This is a genomic window from Shewanella sp. GD04112 (genome assembly GCF_029835735.1).
Lineage (GTDB): Bacteria > Pseudomonadota > Gammaproteobacteria > Enterobacterales > Shewanellaceae > Shewanella.
Genome location: NZ_JAOEAL010000001.1, coordinates 4,783,563 through 4,808,010, shown reverse-complemented (window position 1 = coordinate 4,808,010; position 24,448 = coordinate 4,783,563). Strand labels below are relative to the sequence as shown.

Below are 24,448 nucleotides of genomic sequence, written 5' to 3'. Positions count from 1 at the left end.
CACCTCTAATCTAGGAAATTTGAAGCCTTAGCTTTGGTTTATCTCTGCAGCCAGTCGTTGTTTTTGTTCTGGCGTGTTCACATTGACGAAGGCATTGGGTTGATCGGCAAAGGCCGCCACGGCAAAGCGGTGTTTTGCATACCAAAAATCAATTTTACGCTCACCCGCTTCGAGAAAGGCGGTCATCGACTCGCGCAGGCTCGGCTTTAGTAACATCACCACCGGCTGCTCACGCTCACCATCGCTGGCAACGGCAAGTTCAGCATTGTTTGCCTCAATGGCGGCCAATAAACGGGCGACTAAATCCCGCGGCAGCAGCGGACAATCGCAGGGCACCACGAGCAGATAGTCTGCTTGGGTGTGACCCATAGCAGTGATCATGCCCGCCAAGGGGCCGAGAAACCCAGTATGCTCATCGCTCAACACCGTAAAACCGAACTCAGCATAACGTGTTTGGTTACGATTTGCGTTGATCAGGATCTCCTTAACCTGAGGTTTTATCCGCTCGATAGTGTGTTCAATCATGGCCTTGCCGTTTAGCTCGACGAGGCCTTTATCGTCCCCGCCCATACGGCGCGCCATACCACCGGCAAGAATTACGGCATCAATTTGCAACGACATATAAAGATCCCTGTGTGGAGTTTGTGGGCGTTTGCTGACGGGAGGTTATCACCTGTTGGTCTTCAATGTGCCACTGCTGCTCGCAAATGGCGGTGAGCGCACAGTTTTGGTGGCTGCTTAATAGCATTCCCGTTCCTTGCTGTTTGAGCTGTTGGATCATTTGCAGCACTAAGGCTTGGGAGTCCTTATCCATATTGGAGGTCGGCTCATCGAGCATCAGTAACTTTGGCTGCAAAATCCAAGCTCGGGCGATGGCGAGTCGTTGCCTTTCGCCGCCGGATAAATTGCTGGCTCTGGCCTGTAATAGCGAGCCTAGTTGCGCCATCTCAATTGCTTGGCCAATTCTGCGTTTGGCTTCGGTTTTTGAGGCCGCAAAGGGTAAGCCGTAGGTCAGGTTGTAATTGACTGTACCATCGAATAGATAGGGATGCTGGTGGAGGTAAACGGCTTTGCCCAGCAAAGAGTTGCGTGTCCACCATGCGTCCTTTTTAAAGCCGCTGACTTCAATCTTGCCCTTAGATGGCGGCTGTAAACCCGCGAGGATCTTCATCAGGGTCGACTTGCCCGAGCCGTTGTCACCCTGCAAATAAATGACGTTCCCTTGGCACAACTCTAGGCTATGGGCTTTGAATAATAAGCGCGGGCCAAAGGACATTTCCAAGTCACGGGCGATCAGTTTGGCTTGGGTCATAAGTTAATGGCTCCTTGGCGTTTCTTTGCCGCGTAAACTACCTAAGGCAAAGTTGAGGATCAAGGCCAAGATTAGCAGCACTAATCCGAGGGCGATAGCTTGGGCGAAATCGCCTTTACTGGTTTCCAGTGCGATAGCCGTCGGGATATTACGTGTTACGTTTAAAATGTTGCCGCCGACCATCATAGAGCAGCCGACTTCGGTGAGAATACGGCTAAAGGCCGCGACGATCGCCAGCAATAATGGCATACGCAGTTCGCGGCACACGGTCCAGACCGCGCTAAACCAAGAGGCGCCTAAGGTGCGAGAGGTTTCCCATGCGCGGCGATCGACACTGGTGAAGGCCGCTTGACTCATGGCTATCATCACGGGGGCGCAAATCATCATTTGGCCGAGGATCATCCCTTCTTGAGTGAACAACCACTTTAAATCCCCAAGCGGGCCGTTGCGGGTCAAGATGAGATACACCAACAGGCCGATAACGACCGTGGGGATCGATTGCAATGTTTGTACTAAGTTAGTGACAAACCACTTTCCGGGGAAATGGGCAAACGCCAACACAAAACCGAGCACCATAGAGGGGACTAAGGTGATGAGCAGCGCCGCGAAAGAAACCGAAAACGAGACAGAGATGATGGACCAAACGTCGGGGTCCAATGAAAACAGCAGGCTTAACGCCTGCTGTAACAGTGCTAGCCAGCCTTCGCTCATTCGCTATAGGTTGCCTTGAACAGTTGCTCGCCTTCAACTTTGAAGTTGTTGATCATGGCTTGACCTTCTTTGCTGATCAGCCAGTCACTGAAGGCTTTGGCGCCTTTGTGGTTCAGATCTGGGTATTTAGCTGGGTTGATCAGAATCACTTGGTATGGGTTCGCCAGGGTTTTACCGCCATCGAAATCGACACCTAAGTCCAGCTTAGTTTTGTACGCCACGAAAGTACCACGGTCAGACAGAGTGTAACCTTGTAATTCGTTTGCCATCAGCAGGGTTTTACCCATGCCTTGACCTACTGAAGTGTAACCTTTGAAGTCAGGAGTCACGCCTGCGGCTTTCCATACTTCTAACTCTTTGATGTGGGTGCCAGAGTTGTCACCACGAGAGACGAAAGGTAAGCCTGATTTGGCGATTTTCGCGAAGGCTTCTTCGGCAGTTTTGCTTTCACGTAGTTTTGCTGGGTCGTTTTTAGGACCTAACACCACGAAATCGTTTTCCATAATGCCACGTGGCTCAACACCAAAACCGTCGGCAACAAATTTTGCTTCAGCACTTGGGGCGTGGGTCATCACTAAATCCACATCGCCTTGCTCGCCCAGTTTCAGCGCTTTACCCGTACCCGTTGCGATAACTTGTACTTTGTAGCCTGATTCACTTTCAAACTTAGGCAGTAATTCTTTTAGCAGACCTGAGTTTTCAGTACTGGTGGTGGTGGCTAACTTGATCACTTCAGCCGATTGAGCGGGTAACACTGTGAGCATGCTGGCTGCAACAACCAGGCCCAGTAATGACTTCATATGGGATTTCACGTTTAGCATGGATACTCCTTGGCGAAAAATAGGGTTCCGACTCAATTGCCTACTGAGTGGGAGGTTCCGTAAATTGTAATGCGTTCGATTGAAAGCAAATAGGATGCCAAACCAACAATGACGCATTTACGTTCACAGCTTGATCTAAATTGTGACCCTGATCTCAGGCTCAACAAATAGTTTGCAGACAAATTGTCTCAGCGCATGCTTCTTATGGTTCATAGTGACCTATTTGTCTAGTTTCAATGCTAGAATTGGTCGCAATTGAGTCAAAATGTCCAGAAGTGAGCACTATGAGCCAGATAGATAATAACCTCAAGCCCCTTCCTTCCGCTGTGTCTGTCCTGATCGTCGATGACGAGCCGGGGATGCGTAGCTTTTTGAATAAGGCGCTCTCGAAAAAATTCGCCTTAGTCGAAACGGCGGGCAGTATTGAAGATGCTGAGCAGTTACGTAGTCGCTGCCACTTCGACCTATTGATTGTCGATATCCGTTTACCGGGTCGCTCGGGAATCGAGTGGCACGAAGCCTTAGATGAACAAGGCCGCCGCTCCGATGTGATTTTTATGACAGGCTATGCGGATTTAGAAGTCGCGATTAAAGCGCTGCGGGCTGGTGCCTCAGACTTTATTATGAAGCCCTTCCACCTCGAGCAGATGATGTCGGCGGTTGACCGTTGTATTGAACGCCGTTTGCTGCGCCGTGAAAACTTAATGCTGCGCCGTGAAGTCTCTATCGGCTATTCCTCCACCATTATCGGTAGCAGCGAGGCCATGAAGTCGGTCAAGCAAGTGATTGAGCGCGTGGCACCGACCAATGCCGTGGTGTTAATTCAAGGCGAATCGGGCACGGGTAAAGAGCTGGTCGCGCGCCAATTACACTTACTCAGCGGCCGCCAAGGGCCATTTGTGCCCGTTAACTGCGGCTCTATCGCGCCAGAACTACTGGAGAGTGAACTCTTTGGCCATACGGCAGGGGCATTTACTGGCGCTAAGGGAAATCGCGAAGGCTTATTCAGTTTTGCCTCCGGCGGCACTATTTTCCTCGATGAAATTGGCGAGATGCCGCTCAAGATGCAAACAGCGCTGCTCAGGGTATTAGAACAGAAGGCGATTCGCCCCGTCGGCAGTGAGAAGGAAGTGAATATCGATGTCCGGGTGATTGCGGCCACTAACCGCACGCTGGTGGATGAAGTCGAGGCGGGTAACTTCCGTCGTGATCTTTATTATCGATTAAATGTGCTGGATATTTTAATTCCTCCCCTGCGTGAGCGTCCGGAAGATGTGGTCGAATTGACCCATCACTTTACTCGTCAATTGGCAGCCGAATTGGGTGTGCGCGAAGTCGTGTGGAGCCATGAGGATATGGTGAAGCTGCAACAGCACGAGTGGCCAGGCAATATCCGTGAACTGCGCAATATGATTGAACGCTGCATTCTGCTCGGCAAGCCACCAGCGGAATACTGGAAACAACAGGTGAAGACAGAGTCTTCGGCCTCCCAAGGTTATCCCTTAGATTGGCCGTTGAAAGAAGTGGAAAAACACCATGTGACCAGCGTGGTGGATCTGCACTCTGGCAATAAATCGGCGGCGGCGAGGGACTTAGGCGTTTCCCGTAAGACCTTAGATCGCAAGTATAAAGAGTGGTTTGACGTTAGCGACGAGCAGGAGTTCTAAGTGTCGTTTTTTACTCACTTTTTTGGTGTCAGTTGGCAGCAAATGCAGGCCAAAGTGCGTTATCGCATTCTGATCCTCACCTTGCTGCCGATTTTGCTCACCTTGGTGAGTTTAGTGTTTATCACGATTTACTGGAATATCAGTTACACAGGCAAGCAACTGTTTATGAAAGTAAAAGCCGATCTGGCTGTGGCTGAAAATACCCTGCAACAGGTGCAAGTTCGTCAGGAGAAACAGCTCGAACGAGTGATGACCTCATGGACTTTTCAAAATGATTTTCGGCCCATTCTTAGCGGTGAGTTGGCCCACAGGGCGAGCATAGATACCTTTCTGAATGAGCAGAAAAAGCAACTCGATTTAGACTTCTTGCGACTTGTGAGTGTTGCCGAAGCGGCGTCCGACCCGGATTTACGGCAAATATTACCGAAAATGGGGGGGCTCTTACCCTATTCGGGATTGATGGTGTTATCGCCCGATCGTTTAGCCCGCATCGACCCAGACTTAGCCCAAAGGGCGGCGATCCCACTGCTGGCGACATTGCGGGCGCAGAGCCCGAATAAGCAAGTGGAAGACCGTGGTTTACTGAGCCGCAGTTTGCTACCTATTCCCGACTTTGAGGGCAAAGTGGCTTGGTATCTCGATGGTGGTGTGTTGTTTAATCGGGATACCCGCATCGTCGACCATATCCGCGACCTCGTCTACGACAAGGGCACGCTGCCGGAGCGTTCCATTGGTACTGTGACCATCTTCCTCGACAATATTCGCGTTTCCACCAACGTGCCTTTGCACTTTTTTCCACAGCCGAATGAAACCCAAGGGCGGGCGCTCGGCAGTTTAGTGTCGGAAGAAGTGCGCGAAAAAGTGCTGAATCACGGCGAGTTATGGGTCGACCGCGCCTTCGTGTTTAATGATTGGTTTATTTCCGCCTATGCCCCCTTAGAAGATATCCGCGGGCAACGTGTCGGTATGATCTATACCGGATTCTCTGAGTCGCCCTTTATCCATAACTACCTGCTTAATATCATAGAACTAGGCACAATTCTGATGCTGGTGCTGCTGATCTCCGGCTTGTTGGTGTACCGCGGTGCCTACAGCTTGTTGCAACCGATTGAGCGCATTCACCATGTGGTGCAAGCGGTGCAGTCTGGTCGCAATGTGCGTATTGGCGCCTTGGGGCTGGACAGGGATAACGAATTGTCGAATCTTGCCGAGCAGTTCGACCGTATGCTCGACTTATTGCAGCGGCGCAACGCGCAAATCCAAGCCGCCGCCGAACAACTCGAGATGAAGGTCGAGGAGCGGACTCGTAGCCTGCAGGATAAGACTTTGGAATTGCAGCGCAACGTGGCGCTACTCAATGAGACTCGTCAGCAGTTAGTGACCAATGAAAAGTTAACTGCGCTGGGTGAGCTAACCGCAGGGATTGCCCATGAGATCAATAATCCAACGGCGGTGATCCTCGGTAATATGGAGCTGCTGCGTTATGAGCTTGGAGATAATGCCGAGTCGGTAAAAGAAGAAATCGACCTTGTTATCCAACAGGTTGGCCGCATTAGCACTATTATCCGCAGCCTGCTGCAATACAGTCGCCCTGGTGAGTTTAACGCTCCCTTAGAGATGCATCCTATTACGCCTATCATCGAGGAAATGCTGGTATTAGTACGGCACTCGATTCAAAAACAAGAAGTGGTGCTGATAACTGAACTGAACGCCAGTTGCCCAGTACAGGTTAACCGTCCACAGTTGCTGCAAGTGCTGATTAACCTTGTGGTGAACGCCGCCCATGCGATGGACGGTAAGGGCAGGATTTGGGTGCGAACCTATGATTGGCTGCAGCAAGATATGCCGATTGGGGTGAAAATTGAGGTCGAGGACGAAGGCTCTGGGATTGCGCCTGAGCAGCTAGGGCGGATTTTTGATCCCTTCTACACCACGCGTAAAGACGGCACAGGCCTTGGATTATCCTTAAGTTACGGCATTATCAAGCGTATCGGCGGCACCATAGAAGTGAGTTCTGTACTGGGTAAGGGGTCTATCTTCACTATTGGTTTGTACCATGAGGCGAAGGAAGATCAGCAAAACAACCCCTACGATGGCTTACATTTTTCCGGCCAAAGCACCGAAATGTCATCTTAAAAGCGACTCTGCACAAAACGCTATGAGATTGATTCACTGAATAAAAAGCAAAAAAAAGCCGGATGATGAATCCGGCCACAAAAGAGTGTGTGTGAGCAATGTCGTGCTTGCAAACTCAGGAGCACTTTAACAACGTCAGATTACCAGTCATCCGTGTTAAAGATGAGTTTTGGAACGCAAGTTAACGATAATCATTCTCAATTAGGTTTGCAAGCTATTTCTCGCAAAAAATACACATTTTTATGTAAATCGCCTTTAAGCAGTCGCAATCGACTTGCTTAAATGCAGTTTATGGTCGATCAGGCTTTGCGGATCGGCCTTCAGTTCAGTAATCAAGTACTGGTTTCTAATCAACAGATTGAGCATAGCGGGGAAGCGGTTCATGGTCTTAACCTGGATCAGCTTGTAGCCTTGGCGGCTCGCCCAGGTTTCTTGGTATTCCAATAGGCTTTGTGCCAGACCTAAACGTCTAAAGTCGGTCGCAACACCGCCTAACCAACTGTAAAACACGGCATCAGCCTGTTCGTATCCCAGCTTAAAGCCTGCCAATTCACCTTCCACATAGGCTAAGAGAATCAAGCAAGTCTTATCCGAGAGACGTTCAGCCAGTGTTTCGCTGGTCAGAGGGCGATCGAGTTCAGGGATTTGCTTGCTCAGTTCGATAAGCTGCGTGGTCAACTCAGGTGTCAGAGCTGTCAGTGCTTTGATTTCAATTGAATACATAATTTTCTCTCACAGAAAATCAGCCCCAAATGTGCATAAACACAGTGGGGCTGAACAAAAAACTGCTCAAATTATAACAGGTCTGGCCAGTTGAGTTAGTCAGGAAAATGATTTTTGTGGACTGGTTTGCAAGATCTTGTCTTGTAAGACCTTCAGCAGGACGCCGTAGGCGGGCAGGAATAACCCTAAGCTCACGAGTAACTTGAAGCTGTAATCCACGGCCGCGATTTCGGGCCAGTTGGCCGCCATAAAGCTGTCTGTTGAGGCATAAAAAGCGACACTGAAGAACACTAAGGTGTCGACTAAGTTACCGACAATGGTCGATGCCGCAGGCGCGACCCACCAAGAACGGCTCTGGCGTAGGCGAGCGAAGACTGTGATATCCATCAGCTGGCCAATCAAATAAGCCGCGAAGCTGGCGAAGGCGATGCGAAACACAAAAGTGTTCCATTGGCTTAAGGAATCAATCCCTTGGAAGCTGCCTTGATGGAATACCACACCCATGACATAGGAAATCATCAACGCGGGCACCATGGCCTTGAGAATGATGCTACGGGCAGGTGTTTGTCCAAAGATGCGCACTGTGAGATCGGTCGCCAGATAGACAAAGGGAAAACTAAACGCGCCCCAAGTGGTGTGAAAACCAAACAATTGAAACGGTAGTTGTACCAAGTAGTTGCTGACGCAAATAATCAGTATGTGAAATCCCACTAATAGCAGGAGTGCGCGGCGAAGCTGCGCAGGGGTTAACATTAACATATGTGGCCTTTTTAGTTGTGTAGGGCGGGGTGAGGGAACCCGCTAAATGATCTGTTGTTATTTTACCCAATATCAGCGTGCTGAAATCGGGGTCGCCATTATAGTGACCAGGTTCGAAGATGCAAGCTTACTGTTTATATTCCAAGCAATTTAGCCTTAAGTCTCGAGGAGAAGTGGTAGATAAGGTCACAGCACAGGCAGGGAAATTATCCTACACTGTTAAGAAATGGGAGGAGAACGCGATGCGATCATTTCTTGCGGCCTTGTGTTTTAGTTTATTGAGTTTGTGTACCTACGCGACACCAGCTAAGCCCGTGGTAATTCATCTGGTCACCGCTTCGTGGCAGGGTTTCTCCAATCCTGATGAGACGGGTTATTACTTCGATATTCTCCGCAAGGCGTTTCCTGCTCCCGATTGGCAACTCGATGTGCAGTTTATGCCCTTTGCCCGCACGCTTTATATGGTTGAAACCAGCAGAGTGGATATGATCCTCAGTGTTTACAAGGGGGATGTGAAAAACAGCCTACTGAGTGAAAATCCCGTTGAACTCGATTCTATCGATGCTGCTGTTACCTCACAAATTGCGGCGACTTGGTCGGGGATGGAGAGCTTATCCCACAAGAAAGTGCAGGCCATGCTGGCCTATCGCTATAACATGCTGACGACGATCCCGATGTTTTATGAGGAAGGCAGCGACATCTTAAGCATGCTAAATAGTGTGAATGCGGGACGAACCGATGCCGTGCTGGATTACAGAAAGAATATGGAGACTCTCGTCCCCCAATTGAAGGCGCCGCAGCAGTTTGTGATTATTCCTGGGGTGCTCACCGCCGAAACCTATTTCGCCTTTGCCAATACGGAAAAAGGACGGATGTTAAAACAACATTTTGATATTGAACATAAAAAGCTGATTGATTCCGGTGAGCAGGAACGACTCTACACTGAGGCTAAGGCCAATGGCTATTGAGCTTGCTGCTAGAGTTCGATCAAAATTGACATAATCGTCGCTAGCTTATTTTCCAGCTCCTGCCATTCCGCCTCGGGATCTGAACCCGCAATAATCCCCGCTCCGGCAAACAGATTGATCTTGCCGGGTTCAATCAAGGCGCTGCGAATCGCCACCGAAAACTCACTCTCATACTTATTGAAATAGCCACAGGCACCGGCGTACCAGCCGCGCATATAGCCTTCACGCTCGCGAATAAAGTTCATTGCAGACTGTCTGGGAAGGCCACCCACCGCAGGTGTTGGGTGCAACGCCTGTAACAATTGGAAGTCATTCACCCCCAGCTTTAACTCGGCACGAATGGCACGGTGCAAGTGTTGAATATGGTTTAGCTTAAAAATCGTCGCGGTTTCTTCGGCGCCCACATGTTGGCTCAAGGGGGAGAGCATGCTGACGATATGGCGGCGAACCAGCTGGTTTTCTACGCTGTTTTTATTGTCCTCGAGCAGTGCGTTGGCCAGCGCCGTGTCTTCCTCTTGGTTTAAGCCACGTACTGTGGTGCCGGCAAGTGCCTCGGTAAACAGTTCCTGCTGGCGACGGCGAAATAACCGCTCTGGCGAGCAGGAAATATAAGTGCGATCTGGGCTAAATTGGAAGCCAAATTGGAAACTATTGGGATTACGCCCCTGCCAGCAGGCCAATACCATCCAAGGGTCAACCTGCGCATTAACCTCAAGCTCAGTGTGGCGCGATAGCACCACCTTGGGCGTCTCTTGATTAAACTCAGGCTCAACCACTTGTTCGACTAAGGTTTTCCAGCGTGGAAAGTCGGGAGTATCGTTGCGACTCAACAGGGTCAGTTTATTCGGTGGTGCCAAAGGCCTTGCTGGCATCACGGCTTCAATCGCGGCAATGGCGCGATTGATTTCCTCTTCTGGAGTGCTATCGGCAAAGTTCAGATTCACCCGTAAACTGAACTGATTGTCGCTGCGCCTAAATTCGATACGCGGTAACACAAAGCGACTGTTACCAAACTCGGGCCAAGATTCGATGCTGCGGTCAAACGCCACGCCGCCGTAGTAGCGGATCTCAGGATTGCTGGATAAAGTGCGCTGCTGTTCGTAGACGTTCGCTAATGTTTTATCGTCGACACCGGTTTCAAACTTAAAGTCTTTACAGGCGCCAATCGCCGCGACTTCTTCAACCTTGTCGCGCCCATGCCAGTAAATACGCGGATATTGGTGTTGGGATGCCAACCACGAAATCAAAGGGATAGAGACAGTTGTTAAGGATAACTGCACTATCGGCTCCGTCGGTGGAACCTGCTTCAATTGAATGAGTTTGTCGATGAGAGACTTAAGGTCTTCAGACAGGGCGTGAGCGGGCAAATAAAACTCCAAAGGTAACGAGATGAAGGTAGTGGCTGAAGTTCCGGCAGTCAGCGATAAGTTAATCCATTCTTTTTAAAGTCATTTACACCAAGTGGGTGAGAACGTGTAAATAAGAATCTTTCGCTCAAATTAAAGGCCGAGGCCGCGAGTGTCAAGATGCAACCCACGAGTGTGTGACTTTTGCCATAGTCTCATTTCGAGACGCTAAAAAATGTGACCTAGATGGGTCTTTTTGTCGATACCGTCGTCTGTGTTGGACATTTTGTCTCTTTGTGACAGATGGCGTTTTCCATTTGTTGCAATTAGTCGATCTGAGTTGGTTTTTGATTGTTTTTCAGTTGAGGCGGAAATTCCTCAGACCACAATAGGGGGCACATCCTAAACTTCCTGTATGACAACAATAATATGATTACCAGAAATACCGCCTTTAGAGTGTCGTCCTTAGCGCTTGCGATTGGGTTGAGTTTTACCGCCTCCGCTGATGAAATCGCCCGCGATCCCCTGCTGAATGTGAATGAAGTCATTGTCGTCCATGGCGAAGGTGCCGATGCCGAGCAATTGGCGACCACCCATTGGAGCATAGACGAAGCCGAAATCCGTGCTTTAGGTGCGCAAACCTTAGATCAAGTACTGAAGAATGTGCCCGGGGTGTATATCCGTGTGGGCGGTGATGGTACTCCTAGGGTCGATATTCGTGGTTTTAAGACACGCCATGTCACTTTACTGGTGAACGGCGTGCCCATGAGCAGTGCCGATGATGGCCAGTTCGACCCAAGCGTGATCCCAACCAGCCAAATTGCCTCGGTTGAAGTGTCGGTCGGACCGACCTCAGTGCTGTACGGCCCAAGCGGTGCCGGTGGGGTGATCAATATTATTACTAAGCAGGGCAGTACTGCGCCTGCTCTGTCTGGACGCTTGGAAGCGGGCAAAGACAATACCTTCAACGGCGATATCAGCGCCGCTGGCTCGGGTGATGATTGGCAGGGATTGGTGAGTGTTAGCCGTCAACAGACCGATGGCTACCCTATGTCGAACGATTTCGAGCCGACCCAATATCAAGACGGTGAGCTACGTGCTAACTCAGATAAAGAAGTCACCAACGTCTATGCCCAAGGCAGTTACTGGTTATCGGATAAGACCCAATTGATTGCCAACATGGCGCTGCGCAATGGTGAATGGGGTAAACCTGCCCGCGATGGTACTGGTAGCGGCAAACTTAAGTATGAACGTACCGACGATTACGATTCACATACCTTCCAGCTTGGCTTAGCCCATCAGTTTGACGATACCTTTACTCTGCGTGGATTTGGTTATCACAACCAAAGCGATACCTTAGAAGCCGCCTATGCCGATGAAACCTATCAGGCATTGACGCAAACTCAAGATGGCCGCTCCGTGGTGCAAGGGGTCAATTTACAGCTGATCACCGATTTCCATAAGGCAGGGCTGTTAACCACCTCTGTGATTGCTGAAGAACAGAGTTGGAAGTCAGTCGTCGATACTTACTCAAGCGATACTGGCAGTGGCACGGGGAATAACTCGGGCACAGGCACGGGGTCTGGTTCTGGCAGCGGCTCAGGTAGCGGCAGTGGAACTGGCTCTGGCGGTGGCACAGGTAGCGGCGGCGGAACAGGCTCTGGTGGTGGCACGGGTAGCGGCGGCGGAACAGGTTCTGGTGGTGGCACGGGTAGCGGTGGCGGAACAGGTTCTGGCAATGGTAGCGGTGGCGGTTCCGGCGGTGCTGAAAACCTAAACGATTCTGCATGGTTATATACTGCTGCGGCCGAATATCAGTATCAGTCAGAACATAACTATGGCTTCACCTTGGGCGGGGCTTTCCATTCACTCGATACTTCAGACGGTACGGATGATAACTACTCGGCAATGGCCTCTAGCTACTGGCAGGTGGTACCCGATTCACGCTTGAGCCTGAGTGTGGCCCGTAAAGTGCGTTTCCCCTCTATGGTGAACTTGTACTCGCAATCATCGGGTAATAGTGAGCTAGAAGCGGAAGAATCTAAACATGTCGAGCTGGGTCTGGAGCAAAACTTACCGGCTAGCACCGACTTCTCGCTCTACGGTTATTACACGGATGCGAAGAACTATATAGCCAAAGATACCGATGGTTTCTACCAAAATATGGGGCGCTATGAGTTCAAAGGGATTGATTTCCAAATTAACAACCATGCGATTGAGCATTTAGATCTGAGCTTCTCCTACAGTTTCTTAGATTCGAAAGAAATGGAAGGCGACGATACCTTAGATGCGCTGCAATACCGTCCTAGTCACCAGCTGCGCTGGCAGATGAGTTACGAGTTCCCCTTCGAGACGCAAATTCACCTGAATGTGGAGCGTATCCTCGATCAGGTTTATGCGACGCAAGTGAAAGTGAACGGGCAGAACCAGTATCAACAACAGTCGCTGGATAACTACACCTTAGTGGACATTAACTTAGTGCAGCCGCTGATCGCCGATAAGTTAGAAGTTTATCTGCGCGCCACTAACCTATTGGATGAGAACTACTACCAGAGTGAAGCCCTGCCTCAGGCTGGCCGTCAGTTCTTTGTGGGTGTGAACTGGCAAATTTAAGATGAAATTACTCGAGCTCGAAGGTGTCAGCTTTAACTATGGCAGCCAATTAACTCCTGTATTACAGGAGGTCAGGCTAGGGATTAGCGCTGGTCAATGCCATTGTGTCAGCGGGCCGACGGGTTCGGGTAAATCCAGTCTATTAAACCTGCTTGCGGGTGTGCAGAATCGCCCGCATGAGGGTGATATTTGGCGTCATCCCGAGCTGGTCACTGGCTTAGTGATGCAGGACCCTCAAACTCAGCTACTGAGGCAAACCGTGGGCGCCGAAGTCGCCTTCGCCTTAGAGAATCTCGGCATTCCCGCCGAGAATATGTTGCCTAAGGTGCAGTTAGCGCTGCGACGCGTTGGGTTGTTTCTGCGGCTCGATACCCCAGTCAGCACTCTTTCCCTCGGCCAAAAATACCGTTTGATGATCGCCGCTCAGCTGGTATGCGAGCCGCATTTATTGCTGCTCGATGAGCCATGGGCGCAGCTCGATGATCAGGGTGTGGCTGAGCTATTGGTAGTGCTGCGCAATCTTATTGCCGAAGGTATGGCGCTGGTGTTAGTGGAGCATAATGCGGCGGCGTTTGCCGAGATTATCCAGCATTATTGGCAATTGGTGGCTGGCCGTTTATCCGCAGGCATCTACACAGTTAGCGATACTCAACCGATTGATACGTCAGTTAAACCTTGGGGTTCTGCTCACGTTGGTAAAGTGCTGGTCAGCGCCGAGGCATTCGATTTCTGTTTCGACGGTAGCCAGCCCTTGTTTAGCTGTCCGCAGGGGTTTCAGTTACATGCGGGTGAGATAGTGACTCTGGTCGGGGATAATGGCTCGGGTAAAACTAGCCTACTAAAATCCTTAGCCGGGATGCTCAACCTAAAGCTGCGTTTGCCGCTTAAAGTCTTAGGTCGTAAACCTAAATTGGGCATCTATGGTGCCGAGTTAGGATTATTAATCCAAAGACCGAGTCGACAACTGTTTGAAACCAGCGTGTTAGCCGAGATGCAGTTTAGCCTGAATCGTTTCGAACTCCCTAAAGAGCGTGCCGAGCAAATGCTACTCGATCTCGAGTTGATGGCGCTTGCGGAACAATCTCCCCATAAATTGTCCTACGGGCAGCAGCATTTGGTTGCCTTGGCATCCTTGGCCTGCTTGCAGCCTAAGGTACTGCTACTCGATGACCCGCTTGCTGGCATGGATAAGCACTATTACCGAAAAGTCTGGTTCCTGCTCAAGCGTCTTAGGGCGCAGGGCTGTGCGATTCTAATGAGTAGTCACAGAGTGGTTGAGCATAGTGCCGTGTCTAGGCAGCTCAGTTTACACAATGGCTTGCTGACGGAAGACGCCATGGCGATGGAGGAGCGCTATGTGGGTTAGTTGCCGTCGCTGGCGACTACGAGCCCGCAGGCGTTGGAGTCGCGAACGCCAAGAAACTACGCTATGTGCGCTATCGCTATTGTTGGTCTGTGTGCTCTCTGCCTGCGCCTTTGTGTTACCCGCCGATTTATTGCTGCCGCTGATGGCGATCAATGGCTTGCTCGTGCTCCATGGTTTAGCGCGCCGCGGCAGCATCATGGGGGTGGTTAAACTCGGCGCGATTCAACTGACAATTACCTTGAGTCTGTATCTGTTGCTCTATGGGGTTGGCCATTTGGCTCAAGGCGCCGTGGTGGTCGGGCGGATTATTCTAGCGACTATCCCCGGCTGGTGGTTGTGTATTACGGCGGCGCCCGAGCGTATCGGCGAAGTGTTAAGTGCCTTTTTGCCAACTAAATGGGCCTTTGTGATGGCAGCTTCCTTGAGTCTGCTGCCCTTTATGGCGGACGAAGTACGCGAGATTTACCAGATCCAATGTCTGCGCGGCGCACGCATTACCCCTAAGGCGTTGCGGAATCCCAAAAACTGGCCTGAGCTAGTGTATTGCGTGCTGTTTCCCGTATTAATCCAATTACTTAAATTATCTCGTCAGATGGCGATTGCGGCCCAGAGTCGTCACTTTGGCAAGAGTATGCGTGTCACCCATTGGCACTCACCGAGAGACAAAAAATGAAGAAAAAACTCCCTCTGAGTCTACAGGACTCGTTGTTTATTGGTTTTTGCGCCACCTTGCTGGTGGCCTTGACGGGAATGTTAAGGCTTAAGCTTGGGATCTCAGGTCACAGCATGTTTTTAATGAGCTTCTTCTACTTGATTTGCTACGGCGTGCTTGGGCGTTTCGGCAGCATGATTGCCTGTGGCGGGATAGCAGGCTTAGTCGCCATGGCGCTCGGTGTCGGCAAGGGCGGCCCAATGATTTTATTGAAGTTTATCTTACCGGCGATTGCGATGGATCTGGTGGCCTTGTTGCTACCGCTCACATTAAGCCTGCATTGGCGCTGCGTGATCTTAGGCGTTATTGGTTGTATGGCCTGGGCGGTAAAAGTTGCACTCACTAATGCGTTGGCGGGCATGGCCTTCGACGTCGTGCTTATCCAATGGGGCGCGAGCGTGCTTAAGGGCGGATTCTTTGCCACCTTAGGTGCTTTGCTGGTGCCGCCTGTGCTGCATAGGCTTAAGGCCCATGATCTCCTCCACCGTGACAAGTTTTAATTGCTAGGAATACCGATGAAAAATTGGCTTATTTGTATCGACGATACCGACGACATTGGCACTAAGGGAACAGGCGAGATAGCCGAGGAGATTGCACATTTGCTCGCGCAGCACTCGGGTGGCAAGGCTTCCTTTGTGACGCGGCATCAGTTGTTTGTGCATCCTGATATTCCTTACACCTCCCACAACAGCGCCATGTGTTTTGCGTTGCAGTCGCCATTATCGCAGGCGGAGATCCATCGTCTGGCGGTCGTGCATTTAGTCGCAGAGTCTGCGCCTAAGGCGGATCCTGGCATTGCAATTTTGGATGTTGATTCCGACTATGATGTGAATGCGCTGATGGACTTTGGGCTCAGAGCCAAGCGCGAAGTGATCACCAAAGTGGCCGCTTATCAGCTTGCTGAGCATTTACAGATCCAACTCACCGAGCACGGTGGTACTGGCCAGGGCGTGATTGGTGCTTTGGCGGGATTAGGGCTGCGTTTAATGGGCAGTGATGGGCGCGTTAAGGGACAAATCAAACTCGGTCAGCTTGAAGAAGTGTCCCTCGAGTTAACTGTGGCAGACATTCTCGAGCAAACAGGCCTCGATGCGGTAATGAGCACAGATAAAACCCGTTTAGCGGCGAATGAAAAGGTTCAACTCAAAGGCAAAGTGAAGGCCGTTTATCTTGAGCATCAATTTGTATTGCTAGTTAGCCGTGACGGTGAGCAGTGGCGTAATGCGGGCAAACAAGCATTGCAGGACTATTGAGGTGAAGATGAACCAAGAACTTCTCAACCAGTTTGAATACGAGACCGAACGTTGGATTTTTCGAGCGGGTTTGCAGCAATATCCTGAAGCGAGGCGAGCGGCACAGCTGTGTTCTCGCTTTGCGCCCGACGATGAAGATGAGCAGGTCGATGATGAAATGCGCTCCTGCTATAACTGCCAATATCGTCGTTGGATGGTGACAAGCTTCGAATGTATGATGCTAAAAAATACCGTATTATTAACCAATTAGCTTTTGGTTGAGCAATACCCCATCATTCTGCTTGGTTTTTATCTGGTTCTTTGATGCTCGTCATCAAAGCATATGGTGCTTTTCCCTCCCTCGGCTTAGAATGCAGGATAAACTGTCCTATACTACCAAGAGATAAGTCACAGCTAATATGCCCAATAGGGCGGCAAGCTGCGTAGTAAATAGCAGTCATTTTCTCTATGCCTTGGGGTTGCTAGATATGAGTGAGTCGGCAGAATCAGTTGACCTAATCAAATTGCCCGTGTCGCAATTGACACTGGGTATGTTTGTCAGCGCGATAGACAAAAGTGATCAAGGTCGGCTCGCGATTGCGAATGCAGGACAAATCAAGCATAAGGATGCGATTGCTAAATTAACGAGGAGTGGGATCAAATTTGTTTGGGTCGACACTGAACGGTCGGCCGAACACTGCGGTTTTAAGCGCAAAGCCAGTAACGATGGGTCTGCAGGAGTTAAAAAGCCGTTAGCAACCCGCGAGAATCAGCAAAAGCAGGCACAGGTCATTCTGACAGAGGCTAAGGATTTGATCCGCAAAGTCTTGTCCGAAACCTTTGAGGGTAAAGCGATAGAGGTTGCCCCCTTCGAGGCTCTAGCCGACAGCATGATTGAATCGGTCTTGTTGGATGAAGACGCGCTGAGATGCATGTCAGCGCTGCGTTCAAAGGATGCTTATCTGCTTGAGCATTCGGTGAATGTGGCCTTCCTGCTGGTGACTTTCGGTAAATACCTTAAACTCGACCGTTCGATTCTCAGGGAGATGGCAGTCGGTGGTATTTTGCATGATATTGGCAAGATCAAGGTCGACAACAAAGTTCTGCACAAACCTGGCAAACTCACCCCTGAAGAATTCGAACATATGAAGCTGCATCAAGTGTATGCACTTGAAATTATGAACGAAACAAAAGGCTTATCTCAGGTCAGTAAAGATGTTTGTCTGATGCACCATGAAAAGCTCGATGGCCGTGGCTATCCTCGGGGATTAAAGGCCGAGGAAATCCCGCTCCATGGTCGCATGAGTTGTATCGTCGATATCTTCGACGCCTTAACCGCCACTCGTTGCTACAAAGAGGCCATGAGCCCAGCGGCGGCCTTTAAGATCCTACTGAGTCTGACGCCATTCCACCTCGATCAAGAGCTGGTCTACGAGTTTATTCGCTGTGTCGGCGTGTATCCTGTTGGCTCTTTGGTCGAATTGTCCGACGGGCGCGTGGGTATCGTCTGGGCCTCGAAGGACAGGGACGCATTACACCCGATCGTAAAATGTTTTTATTCTTTAAAAGCAAAACGTTATACCGAGGTGGTTATGGTCGATCTGCTCAAGTCAGATCTGCATATTGAACGCGGTGTGTCGCCAAGCTCGCTGGATATCGATCCTAAACCCTTCTACTGATGCCTATTGCCGCACCTGATATCTGCCATGATGTCAGGTGCCATTCATTGCCCAGATTAGGGGAAAGGCCGTACACTGAGCCAAAATTTCCCAAGGGCTTTGTTATGAACAGTGTACGCAATTCTCTTCTTCCCATTCTCGTTATTCTGCTGTCTTTGGCGCTGTTAATTCCCGGCGTGACTCAGCCCATTTTGAGCCTCAACGGCAGCATAGATAAGGCCAAACTCACTGAACAAGGGATTGAACAAGTTGCACAAAGCTTCGATGAGGATTCGGGGCGTGACAGTGCCCGCGGCATGTTGAATATGGTCAGTGGCCTATTGGGGCTGAATAACCTCAAGGGTGAAGTGGAGGTATTACAGCAAACACGCAGTATTTGGAGCACAGTCACCGAATTATATAATACCGGCAATGGCTTAGTGGCTGGGTTGGTGATGCTGTTTAGTATCATTATCCCCGCCATGAAACTCAGCCTAATGTTGGTACAACAAACCGTGAGTTCGGTTGCGTTGCAGTGGCGCATTCATCATATCGTCTCTGCGCTGGCGAAATGGTCTATGGCCGATGTGTTTGTGGTGGCTCTGATCATTACCTTTTTGGCGGGCAATGCCTCGGGTGGCATGGGCGAAATGTTAAAGACCAAGGCGCAGTTTGAGAGTGGATTCTACTTCTTTACCGCCTACTGCATTCTCTCCATTGCCAGTGGTTACTTAGTGCGTCGTCCAACCCCGATTCTGTAGTCAAGGGCATACAGCAGGTTCTGTATGCCCTTTATCGTTAGGAAAGCGTGCCGTTTTGATAGATGGGCATAATCCAATAACGACAGGGATTGTGTTTACACACCTTTGTTAGCGCCTCAAGCAAAGCGGTTTGCTGGCTTGCGGGGTGCATAATCTCAAACTTACAAAACTCCCGATAACCTTCCACCTGTTCCTTGATATTGAAATGGCTGTGCTCTCGGCTAAATCCGCAAATATTGCCTAGACTAAAGCCGGATAAAAACTCCAACTCAATCAGAGTATCGACTATATCGTCCTTGATATCGTTTTGGGCGATCAGGACTAGCAGTTGTTCCGTGCTCATCGGCGTTTCTCCAGCCAAAAATACAACATGGGCAGTAAATACAGCGTCGTGATAGTGGAGGTGAGTAAGCCACCGATCACCACAATGGCCAAGGGTTTTTGGATTTCAGCACCGGGACCTGAGGCGAACACTAAGGGGATCAAACCAAACATGGCGGTGGTGGCCGTCATCAAAATGGGTCTGAGTCGCCGCGCGGCGCCCTGTTCGACTCGCTCCCTGAGGCTACCGAATAAGTATTTGGTTTGTTCGTAATAACTGACCATCACCACGCCGTTCAGCACGGCGACACCTAGCAGGGCGATAAAGCCCACCGAGGCGGGTACCGAGAGGTATTCCCCCGAGAGATATAAGCTAACGATACCGCCCATCATGGCGAACGGGATGTTGGCGAGGATTAATCCCGATTTTGCCAGCGAGCCGAAGGTGGTGAATAAAATCAAAGTGATCAGCGCGATAGCAATAGGGATCACCAGCAATAAATTGCTGGTGGCGCGCTGCTGGTTTTCAAACTCACCACCGAAGCTAACGCTATAGCCACTGGGCAGTTTGATCTCCTTGGCGATTTTGCTATTAAGCTCCTCCACAAAGCCCACAATATCCCGCCCTTGGACGTTGGTGGTGATCACCGAAAAGCGATTTCCCTGTTCCCGCTCGATCAGGATAGGGCCTTGTTTATAGCTCAATACCGCCACGTCTCTTAGGCGTTTTAGGGAATGATCTGGCATTACCAATAACTGATTTTGCAGTTCGTTAATATTGCTGATCTGCGCCTGATTATTGGCGATAAGCACGGGCGTGCGCTTCTTCCCTTGCAGCACTTCGGTAACAACCACGCCTTCGAGTTGGCTTTTGAGGTAGCGGGCAAACTCCATAGTGCTCATCCCAAACCCTCGGGCCAGCTCATTATCTAAGGTGAGATTGATAAAGGGGCTGCCTTCAATCATCGCCATCTTAACGTCGACACTGCCCTGAGTGGCGGTGACCAGTTGTTCTATCTCTCCGGTGAGTTTGCCTAAGGTCTCGATATCATTACCGAATACTTTAATCGCGACATCCCCAATGCTGCCAGTGAGCATTTCGGAGACGCGCATCTGTATCGGTTGCGTAAAGTTAAAGTTCACGCCGGGATATTTAAGCAGCACAGTGCGGATGGCATCGATAAGCTGCTCTTTGGTCGCAAAACGCCATTCGCTGCGGGGCGCCAGCTCTAAAAACACATCGGTTTCGTTCAGCCCCATGGGATCTAAACCAATCTCATCGGCGCCGGTGCGCGCCACCATCTGCTTGATTTCGGGGATTTGGCTTAGCAGGGTTTGTTGGATCTGTTTATCTATAGCGATGGAGGCGTCGAGGGAAATCGAAGGGGATTTCTCTAACTGGAGAATGATGTCGCCCTCATCTAAGGTCGGCATAAAGGTTTTCCCCACCAGACTAAACAGGCCGAGACTGACGATCAGCAAGCTAAAGGCGGTAAGCATAAAAGGTTTTTGCCAACCAAAGCAGGCTTTTAGGCTGATAAGGTAAAGATGCTTGAGCTTTTCGATGGCCTTAGGTTCTTTCGCGGCCTTTTCGTTGACTAGGTACGAGGCTATCACGGGGATCACTGTCAGGGATAACACCAGCGCCGACAGCATGGCAAACACTATGGTGATTGCAACTGGGGTAAAGAGTTTGCCCTCTAAACCACTGAGGGTAAGCAGTGGCGAGAACACTATGATCACGATAACCGTGCCCGACACCACAGGAATGGCGACGTCTTTGGTGGCGCGAAAGATCAAGTGCAAACGCGGCAAACGCTGTTTAGTGGCGATTAAATTCACCATGTTTTCAACTACTACCACGGAGGAGTCTACCAACATGCCGATGGCGATAACGAGGCCGCCGAGGCTCATCAGGTTCGCGGACAGATTGAAGTAATCCATCATTAAAAAGGTGAATAGCGCGGCCAGTGGCAACGACAGGGACACCACTAACGCGGCGCGCACATTCCCTAAAAACAGCGCCAGCAATACGATGACCAGCACAACGGCCTCGAATAGTGCATTGGAGATGGTCTCAATGGCGGTATTGATCAAGTTAGCGCGGTCGTAAAAGGTATTTATCTGGCTGCCTTCGGGGAGCGTCAGGCTGATTTGCGCCAGCTTTTCTTTAATATTGTTAACCACTTGTGCAGTATTGGCGTCCTTGAGGGCGATGATTAAGGCTTCGGCGGTTTCGTTGCCATCCTTAGTGACGGCGCCGTAGCGCGCAAGGTGGCCTATCTGGATATCGGCGAGATCCTGCAAGCGATAGACCTTAGCATTATCGGCTTTGATCACTAGTTGTTTGAGCTCGTCGATATCATCGATGCGTCCCTCGGAGCGCACTATGATGGTGTCAGTACCTATGGTGAGCTTACCGGCACCTTCGTTGTGATTATTTTCCACAATCGCCTGTTGCAGCGCGGCAAAGCTCACGCCCGCAGCCGCCATAGCCGCAGGATTGGGGCTGATGCTAAAACTCTTGGCATAACCGCCAAGGATATTCACATCGGCAACGCCGGGCACAGTGCGCAGCAGTGGCCGAATTTCCCACTCGAGTAATTGCCGTCGCTCCAGCAGGGAAAGATTGGGGTTTTCGAGTGAAAACATAAATATTTCACTCAGCGGCGTGCTCATGGGCGCCACACCGCCACTCACGCCTTCGGGAAAACTGTCCCAGACCGCAGTGAGGCGCTCGCTCACCTGTTGGCGCGCCCAATAGATATCCGTACCTTCTTCAAAATCGAGGGTGATATCGCTAATGGCGTACTTAGTGGTCGAGCGCAGAATCGATTGCCGCGGAATGCCGAGTAGCTCGGTTTCAATCGGGACAGTAATCTGGGCCTCGATTTCCTCCGGCGTCATGCCCGGAGCCTTGAGGATAATCTTCACTTGGGTTGGGGAAATATCCGGAAAGGCATCCAAGGGAATGGCAAACCAAGCGCGTGCGCCAGCCAACATGAGGATCAGCGCCACAATCAGCACAAAGAGCCGCTGAGTGAGCGAAAAACGGATCACAGAGGTGAGCATCTTATTCGCCTCCTAAACCGAGCATGATGCCTTTCACCGCAGCAACCGACTGGGATAGGACTTGCAGCTGACTCAAATCTTGATCGCTGGCGACAATATATTGCTCCGGCGTCGAACCTAAGATATCGACCGTTAGCGCATTGAGCTGATTATCGGACAGAGTGAACACTTGGCTGTCCTGCTCCCAACTAAACACACTGTTTTTGGGGAGTAAATACACGGCTTTTTGATACTCGGGAACCACAGTCATTTGCTGACCTAACAACAGGTTACATTCCTGCGGCACCGCCGATGACCAAGCCGTGACAAAGGCGCCTTCGGCAATCGCCGACAGTGACTCAATTGCGATATGGCATTGATTAATGTTGATGGCCGATAGGGAATGGGACTGGCCCGTGGGCACATTCACTTTGACGCGGATGCTGTTATTGGGCACCAGTGAAAACAGCTGCTCCCCGGCCATATAAGGGCCGCTGATGGCATTGAGTTTAACGATACCGTCAACGGGCGCGGCGACCACTAAAGAGTCGGTAGCCGCATCCGTGCTGTGGACGCGCTCCATAAAGTGCTGCATATGCTCGTATTCGAGGTGAGTCGTAAAATAGTCCTGACTGATCTCACGCCATTTTTCGGCGCTAATGCTGCCATTGGCGAGCAAAGGTTTGTTACGCTCATAGCGACTCTTGGCGAGTTGATACAGGCTCGCCGCGGCCTCGACTTGGGCGAGGTAGTGGAACACTTCTGGCCCTGTGAGTTTGACTATCGCTTGGCCTTTACTGACGCGCTGGCCTTGGCCGACGAGAAAGTGCACCTGCTGGATATTCTCGGGCGTGCTGATCCAGTAGTCATTGCCGGGGAGGATTTCAACCTGCGCGGGCAGTGGGCTGCCCTCATAACTGGCGACTCTTTGTGGCTGGGTGTAACTGAGGTCGAGATTGCCTAAGGCGCTAATGGCTAAGCTTTCGGCCTGCGCCGAACCTACAACACTCGCGGATAAACAGAGAAGGCATGCGCCGTACTTGGCCATCATAATGAAATTCCTAAGGCTTGTAGTTGTTGAGAATGCAGTTGTTGCAAGCTGACGCGGTTGAGCGCCAAGCGGGATTCGGTGTCGAGCGCCTCCATATAGCGGCGCAGCCAGACTTCATAACTCACCTGATCTTGATCTTTTACCTTGGCGAGTTCCTCGGTAATGGTGCGGCTGAGGGCGAGCGCTTGGGTGAGTAGGCGCTGTTGCTCGACGAGGTTAGTTTGTTGGCGGACTAATTGATCCCACTGGTTTTTAAGCTCGAGTGCGCTGCGGTCAAGATTGAGGCTTTGCTCGGTATTCGCTTGTTGCCATTGGGATAAATCGCTCTGGGACAGCGCCGAGCCCAAGGTTAACGGCACTGACACGGCTATGCCTAACTGTTGATCATCCATTCCCGCATCTGCGGTATTTTTTGCCGTGAGTGAGACGGTCCAGGGATCGCGCTCACCCGCTTGTTGAGTTTGGATCAGCAGCAGGTGTTGCTGTTGTTGCAGCTTCAACAATTGCCATAGAGGATGTTGGGCTAAGGCCTCGGCGCCATTGCCAAGCAGGCGGTCAGTTTCCTCAATCGCGCTCGGCATCCGTTCTTGGCCCGTCAGCTGTTGATACAGGGCTAAAGATTGGGCTTGTTGCTGCAGAATGTCAGCGCGGCTTAAGGCGATATCGACACTTTCCCGCTCCAGCAGCAGAGTGTTGGCCTGTGGCAGTTCCCCGGCATCGGTCAGTTGTTTTTGCTGGCGATGGAGTTTATCGAGCAACTGCTGTTTACGCTCAAGCTGCGACAGTTTGACTTCGCTTAGGCGGTATTCCCATAGGCTCTGCCTTAATAATCCTGAGAGATACAAGCCTTGCAGCGCCGTTTGTTGTTGATGAATTTGCTCGGCGAGCTGTTTTATTTGCTTATCGCTGCTGTGTAGCGCGGGGGATTTAAATGGCAAATTGACTGAGAGTTCCTGCTCGTAGCTGTTACTATTATCCAAACTCCCGAGGTGACTTAAGCTAATACTCGGCAGGCCTGTGAGCCAGGTCGAGCTGGTTAAATTGGCCGCTTGGGAATTCGACGAAGTGATATGAGCCAACCTCGCTTGGCTACTCGACAGCGCTTGGGAAAGTTCGGCTTCCGCCGCAAGACACAGGAAACTACTGCCGACTAAGCTGGTCAACAGACATAACTTGATACAAGACGAACTGACAGACATGACATGATTCTGTGGTATTAAACAATGCTGTCAGTGTAGGG

General features: G+C 50.7%; 22 protein-coding genes. 11 read left to right on the top strand and 11 right to left on the bottom strand.

The window, feature by feature from the left end:
- Window positions 1-27: 27 nt before the first annotated feature.
- From mobA to N7386_RS21065, 4 genes are read right to left on the bottom strand one after another with little or no spacing between them, the layout of a single operon-like run.
- A complete protein-coding gene (gene mobA, locus N7386_RS21080) occupies window positions 28-621 on the bottom strand; it encodes a molybdenum cofactor guanylyltransferase MobA (RefSeq protein WP_279770873.1) in 594 nt (197 codons plus the stop codon).
- The gene (locus N7386_RS21075; RefSeq protein WP_279770870.1) at window positions 605-1,312 is read right to left on the bottom strand and encodes an energy-coupling factor ABC transporter ATP-binding protein; all 708 of its coding nucleotides are present in this window, start codon (window positions 1,310-1,312) and stop codon (window positions 605-607) included. Before N7386_RS21075 ends, mobA begins: the two co-directional genes overlap by 17 nt.
- 3 nt (window positions 1,313-1,315) lie before the next feature.
- Entirely contained in the window at window positions 1,316-2,023 is a 708-nt protein-coding gene (locus tag N7386_RS21070; RefSeq protein WP_011624596.1) for an ABC transporter permease, read from the bottom strand.
- Entirely contained in the window at window positions 2,020-2,844 is an 825-nt protein-coding gene (locus N7386_RS21065) for a substrate-binding domain-containing protein (RefSeq protein ID WP_011624595.1), read from the bottom strand. The genes N7386_RS21070 and N7386_RS21065 overlap by 4 nt, the downstream gene beginning before the upstream one ends.
- 284 nt (window positions 2,845-3,128) lie before the next feature.
- On the opposite strand from N7386_RS21065, the gene N7386_RS21060 reads away from it, so the two are divergent.
- Window positions 3,129-4,511, top strand: coding sequence for a sigma-54 dependent transcriptional regulator (locus tag N7386_RS21060; RefSeq protein ID WP_011718787.1), 1,383 nt, complete (start codon window positions 3,129-3,131; stop codon window positions 4,509-4,511).
- Window positions 4,512-6,647, top strand: a complete 2,136-nt coding sequence (locus N7386_RS21055; protein WP_088212780.1) for a cache domain-containing protein — start codon at window positions 4,512-4,514, stop codon at window positions 6,645-6,647. It abuts the gene before it with no gap.
- Window positions 6,648-6,902: 255 nt separating this feature from the next.
- On the opposite strand, the gene N7386_RS21050 is transcribed toward N7386_RS21055, so the two are convergent.
- Complete coding sequence (locus N7386_RS21050) at window positions 6,903-7,370, bottom strand: GNAT family N-acetyltransferase (RefSeq protein ID WP_011718785.1); 468 nt, start codon at window positions 7,368-7,370, stop codon at window positions 6,903-6,905.
- A 99-nt stretch (window positions 7,371-7,469) separates the two neighbouring features.
- Window positions 7,470-8,129, bottom strand: coding sequence for a 7-cyano-7-deazaguanine/7-aminomethyl-7-deazaguanine transporter (locus N7386_RS21045; RefSeq protein WP_039977624.1), 660 nt, complete (start codon window positions 8,127-8,129; stop codon window positions 7,470-7,472).
- A 242-nt stretch (window positions 8,130-8,371) separates the two neighbouring features.
- On the opposite strand from N7386_RS21045, the gene N7386_RS21040 reads away from it, so the two are divergent.
- Window positions 8,372-9,097, top strand: a complete 726-nt coding sequence (locus tag N7386_RS21040; protein WP_279770864.1) for an ABC transporter substrate-binding protein — start codon at window positions 8,372-8,374, stop codon at window positions 9,095-9,097.
- 8 nt (window positions 9,098-9,105) lie between these two features.
- Here N7386_RS21040 and N7386_RS21035 read toward each other — a convergent pair whose 3' ends face one another.
- A complete protein-coding gene (locus tag N7386_RS21035; protein WP_279770862.1) occupies window positions 9,106-10,464 on the bottom strand; it encodes an isochorismate synthase in 1,359 nt (452 codons plus the stop codon).
- A 408-nt stretch (window positions 10,465-10,872) separates the two neighbouring features.
- Here N7386_RS21035 and N7386_RS21030 point away from each other — a divergent pair, with 408 nt between their 5' ends.
- From N7386_RS21030 to N7386_RS20995, 8 genes are all read left to right on the top strand, one after another.
- Window positions 10,873-13,056 carry a TonB-dependent receptor plug domain-containing protein gene (locus N7386_RS21030; protein WP_279770860.1) on the top strand — a complete coding sequence of 728 codons (2,184 nt, stop codon included), beginning with the start codon at window positions 10,873-10,875 and terminating at the stop codon, window positions 13,054-13,056.
- 1 nt (window position 13,057) lies between these two features.
- Entirely contained in the window at window positions 13,058-14,422 is a 1,365-nt protein-coding gene (locus tag N7386_RS21025) for an ABC transporter ATP-binding protein (RefSeq protein ID WP_279770858.1), read from the top strand.
- The gene (locus tag N7386_RS21020; protein ID WP_279770856.1) at window positions 14,412-15,095 is read left to right on the top strand and encodes an energy-coupling factor transporter transmembrane component T; all 684 of its coding nucleotides are present in this window, start codon (window positions 14,412-14,414) and stop codon (window positions 15,093-15,095) included. Before N7386_RS21025 ends, N7386_RS21020 begins: the two co-directional genes overlap by 11 nt.
- Window positions 15,092-15,634, top strand: a complete 543-nt coding sequence (locus N7386_RS21015; protein WP_279770855.1) for a core component of ECF transporter — start codon at window positions 15,092-15,094, stop codon at window positions 15,632-15,634. The genes N7386_RS21020 and N7386_RS21015 overlap by 4 nt, the downstream gene beginning before the upstream one ends.
- A gap of 15 nt (window positions 15,635-15,649) precedes the next feature.
- Window positions 15,650-16,387, top strand: coding sequence for a DNA-binding protein (locus tag N7386_RS21010; RefSeq protein WP_279770853.1), 738 nt, complete (start codon window positions 15,650-15,652; stop codon window positions 16,385-16,387).
- A gap of 7 nt (window positions 16,388-16,394) precedes the next feature.
- Window positions 16,395-16,637, top strand: coding sequence for a hypothetical protein (locus N7386_RS21005; RefSeq protein WP_172590723.1), 243 nt, complete (start codon window positions 16,395-16,397; stop codon window positions 16,635-16,637).
- 217 nt (window positions 16,638-16,854) lie between these two features.
- Window positions 16,855-18,045 carry an HD-GYP domain-containing protein gene (locus N7386_RS21000; RefSeq protein WP_088212790.1) on the top strand — a complete coding sequence of 397 codons (1,191 nt, stop codon included), beginning with the start codon at window positions 16,855-16,857 and terminating at the stop codon, window positions 18,043-18,045.
- Window positions 18,046-18,149: 104 nt separating this feature from the next.
- Window positions 18,150-18,785 carry a paraquat-inducible protein A gene (locus N7386_RS20995; protein WP_249556527.1) on the top strand — a complete coding sequence of 212 codons (636 nt, stop codon included), beginning with the start codon at window positions 18,150-18,152 and terminating at the stop codon, window positions 18,783-18,785.
- A gap of 37 nt (window positions 18,786-18,822) precedes the next feature.
- On the opposite strand, the gene N7386_RS20990 is transcribed toward N7386_RS20995, so the two are convergent.
- From N7386_RS20990 to N7386_RS20975, 4 genes are read right to left on the bottom strand one after another with little or no spacing between them, the layout of a single operon-like run.
- Window positions 18,823-19,128 carry a DUF3240 family protein gene (locus N7386_RS20990; protein ID WP_279770847.1) on the bottom strand — a complete coding sequence of 102 codons (306 nt, stop codon included), beginning with the start codon at window positions 19,126-19,128 and terminating at the stop codon, window positions 18,823-18,825.
- Entirely contained in the window at window positions 19,125-22,178 is a 3,054-nt protein-coding gene (locus N7386_RS20985) for a CusA/CzcA family heavy metal efflux RND transporter (protein ID WP_279770844.1), read from the bottom strand. The genes N7386_RS20990 and N7386_RS20985 overlap by 4 nt, the downstream gene beginning before the upstream one ends.
- 1 nt (window position 22,179) lies before the next feature.
- The gene (locus tag N7386_RS20980) at window positions 22,180-23,208 is read right to left on the bottom strand and encodes a membrane fusion-like protein (RefSeq protein WP_279770842.1); all 1,029 of its coding nucleotides are present in this window, start codon (window positions 23,206-23,208) and stop codon (window positions 22,180-22,182) included.
- Window positions 23,205-24,407, bottom strand: coding sequence for a metal transporter (locus tag N7386_RS20975; RefSeq protein ID WP_279770840.1), 1,203 nt, complete (start codon window positions 24,405-24,407; stop codon window positions 23,205-23,207). Before N7386_RS20975 ends, N7386_RS20980 begins: the two co-directional genes overlap by 4 nt.
- Window positions 24,408-24,448: the final 41 nt, after the last annotated feature.

Bases quoted from the DNA above. Each gene is read 5' to 3' on its own strand.
- mobA (WP_279770873.1), bottom strand. From the start codon at position 621: ATGTCGTTGCAAATTGATGCCGTAATTCTTGCCGGTGGTATGGCGCGC.
- N7386_RS21075 (WP_279770870.1), bottom strand. From the start codon at position 1,312: ATGACCCAAGCCAAACTGATCGCCCGTGACTTGGAAATGTCCTTTGGC.
- N7386_RS21070 (WP_011624596.1), bottom strand. From the start codon at position 2,023: ATGAGCGAAGGCTGGCTAGCACTGTTACAGCAGGCGTTAAGCCTGCTG.
- N7386_RS21065 (WP_011624595.1), bottom strand. From the start codon at position 2,844: ATGCTAAACGTGAAATCCCATATGAAGTCATTACTGGGCCTGGTTGTT.
- N7386_RS21060 (WP_011718787.1), top strand. From the start codon at position 3,129: ATGAGCCAGATAGATAATAACCTCAAGCCCCTTCCTTCCGCTGTGTCT.
- N7386_RS21050 (WP_011718785.1), bottom strand. From the start codon at position 7,370: ATGTATTCAATTGAAATCAAAGCACTGACAGCTCTGACACCTGAGTTG.
- N7386_RS21045 (WP_039977624.1), bottom strand. From the start codon at position 8,129: ATGTTAATGTTAACCCCTGCGCAGCTTCGCCGCGCACTCCTGCTATTA.
- N7386_RS21040 (WP_279770864.1), top strand. From the start codon at position 8,372: ATGCGATCATTTCTTGCGGCCTTGTGTTTTAGTTTATTGAGTTTGTGT.
- N7386_RS21030 (WP_279770860.1), top strand. From the start codon at position 10,873: ATGATTACCAGAAATACCGCCTTTAGAGTGTCGTCCTTAGCGCTTGCG.
- N7386_RS21025 (WP_279770858.1), top strand. From the start codon at position 13,058: ATGAAATTACTCGAGCTCGAAGGTGTCAGCTTTAACTATGGCAGCCAA.
- N7386_RS21020 (WP_279770856.1), top strand. From the start codon at position 14,412: ATGTGGGTTAGTTGCCGTCGCTGGCGACTACGAGCCCGCAGGCGTTGG.
- N7386_RS21015 (WP_279770855.1), top strand. From the start codon at position 15,092: ATGAAGAAAAAACTCCCTCTGAGTCTACAGGACTCGTTGTTTATTGGT.
- N7386_RS21010 (WP_279770853.1), top strand. From the start codon at position 15,650: ATGAAAAATTGGCTTATTTGTATCGACGATACCGACGACATTGGCACT.
- N7386_RS21005 (WP_172590723.1), top strand. From the start codon at position 16,395: ATGAACCAAGAACTTCTCAACCAGTTTGAATACGAGACCGAACGTTGG.
- N7386_RS21000 (WP_088212790.1), top strand. From the start codon at position 16,855: ATGAGTGAGTCGGCAGAATCAGTTGACCTAATCAAATTGCCCGTGTCG.
- N7386_RS20995 (WP_249556527.1), top strand. From the start codon at position 18,150: ATGAACAGTGTACGCAATTCTCTTCTTCCCATTCTCGTTATTCTGCTG.
- N7386_RS20990 (WP_279770847.1), bottom strand. From the start codon at position 19,128: ATGAGCACGGAACAACTGCTAGTCCTGATCGCCCAAAACGATATCAAG.
- N7386_RS20985 (WP_279770844.1), bottom strand. From the start codon at position 22,178: ATGCTCACCTCTGTGATCCGTTTTTCGCTCACTCAGCGGCTCTTTGTG.
- N7386_RS20980 (WP_279770842.1), bottom strand. From the start codon at position 23,208: ATGATGGCCAAGTACGGCGCATGCCTTCTCTGTTTATCCGCGAGTGTT.
- N7386_RS20975 (WP_279770840.1), bottom strand. From the start codon at position 24,407: ATGTCTGTCAGTTCGTCTTGTATCAAGTTATGTCTGTTGACCAGCTTA.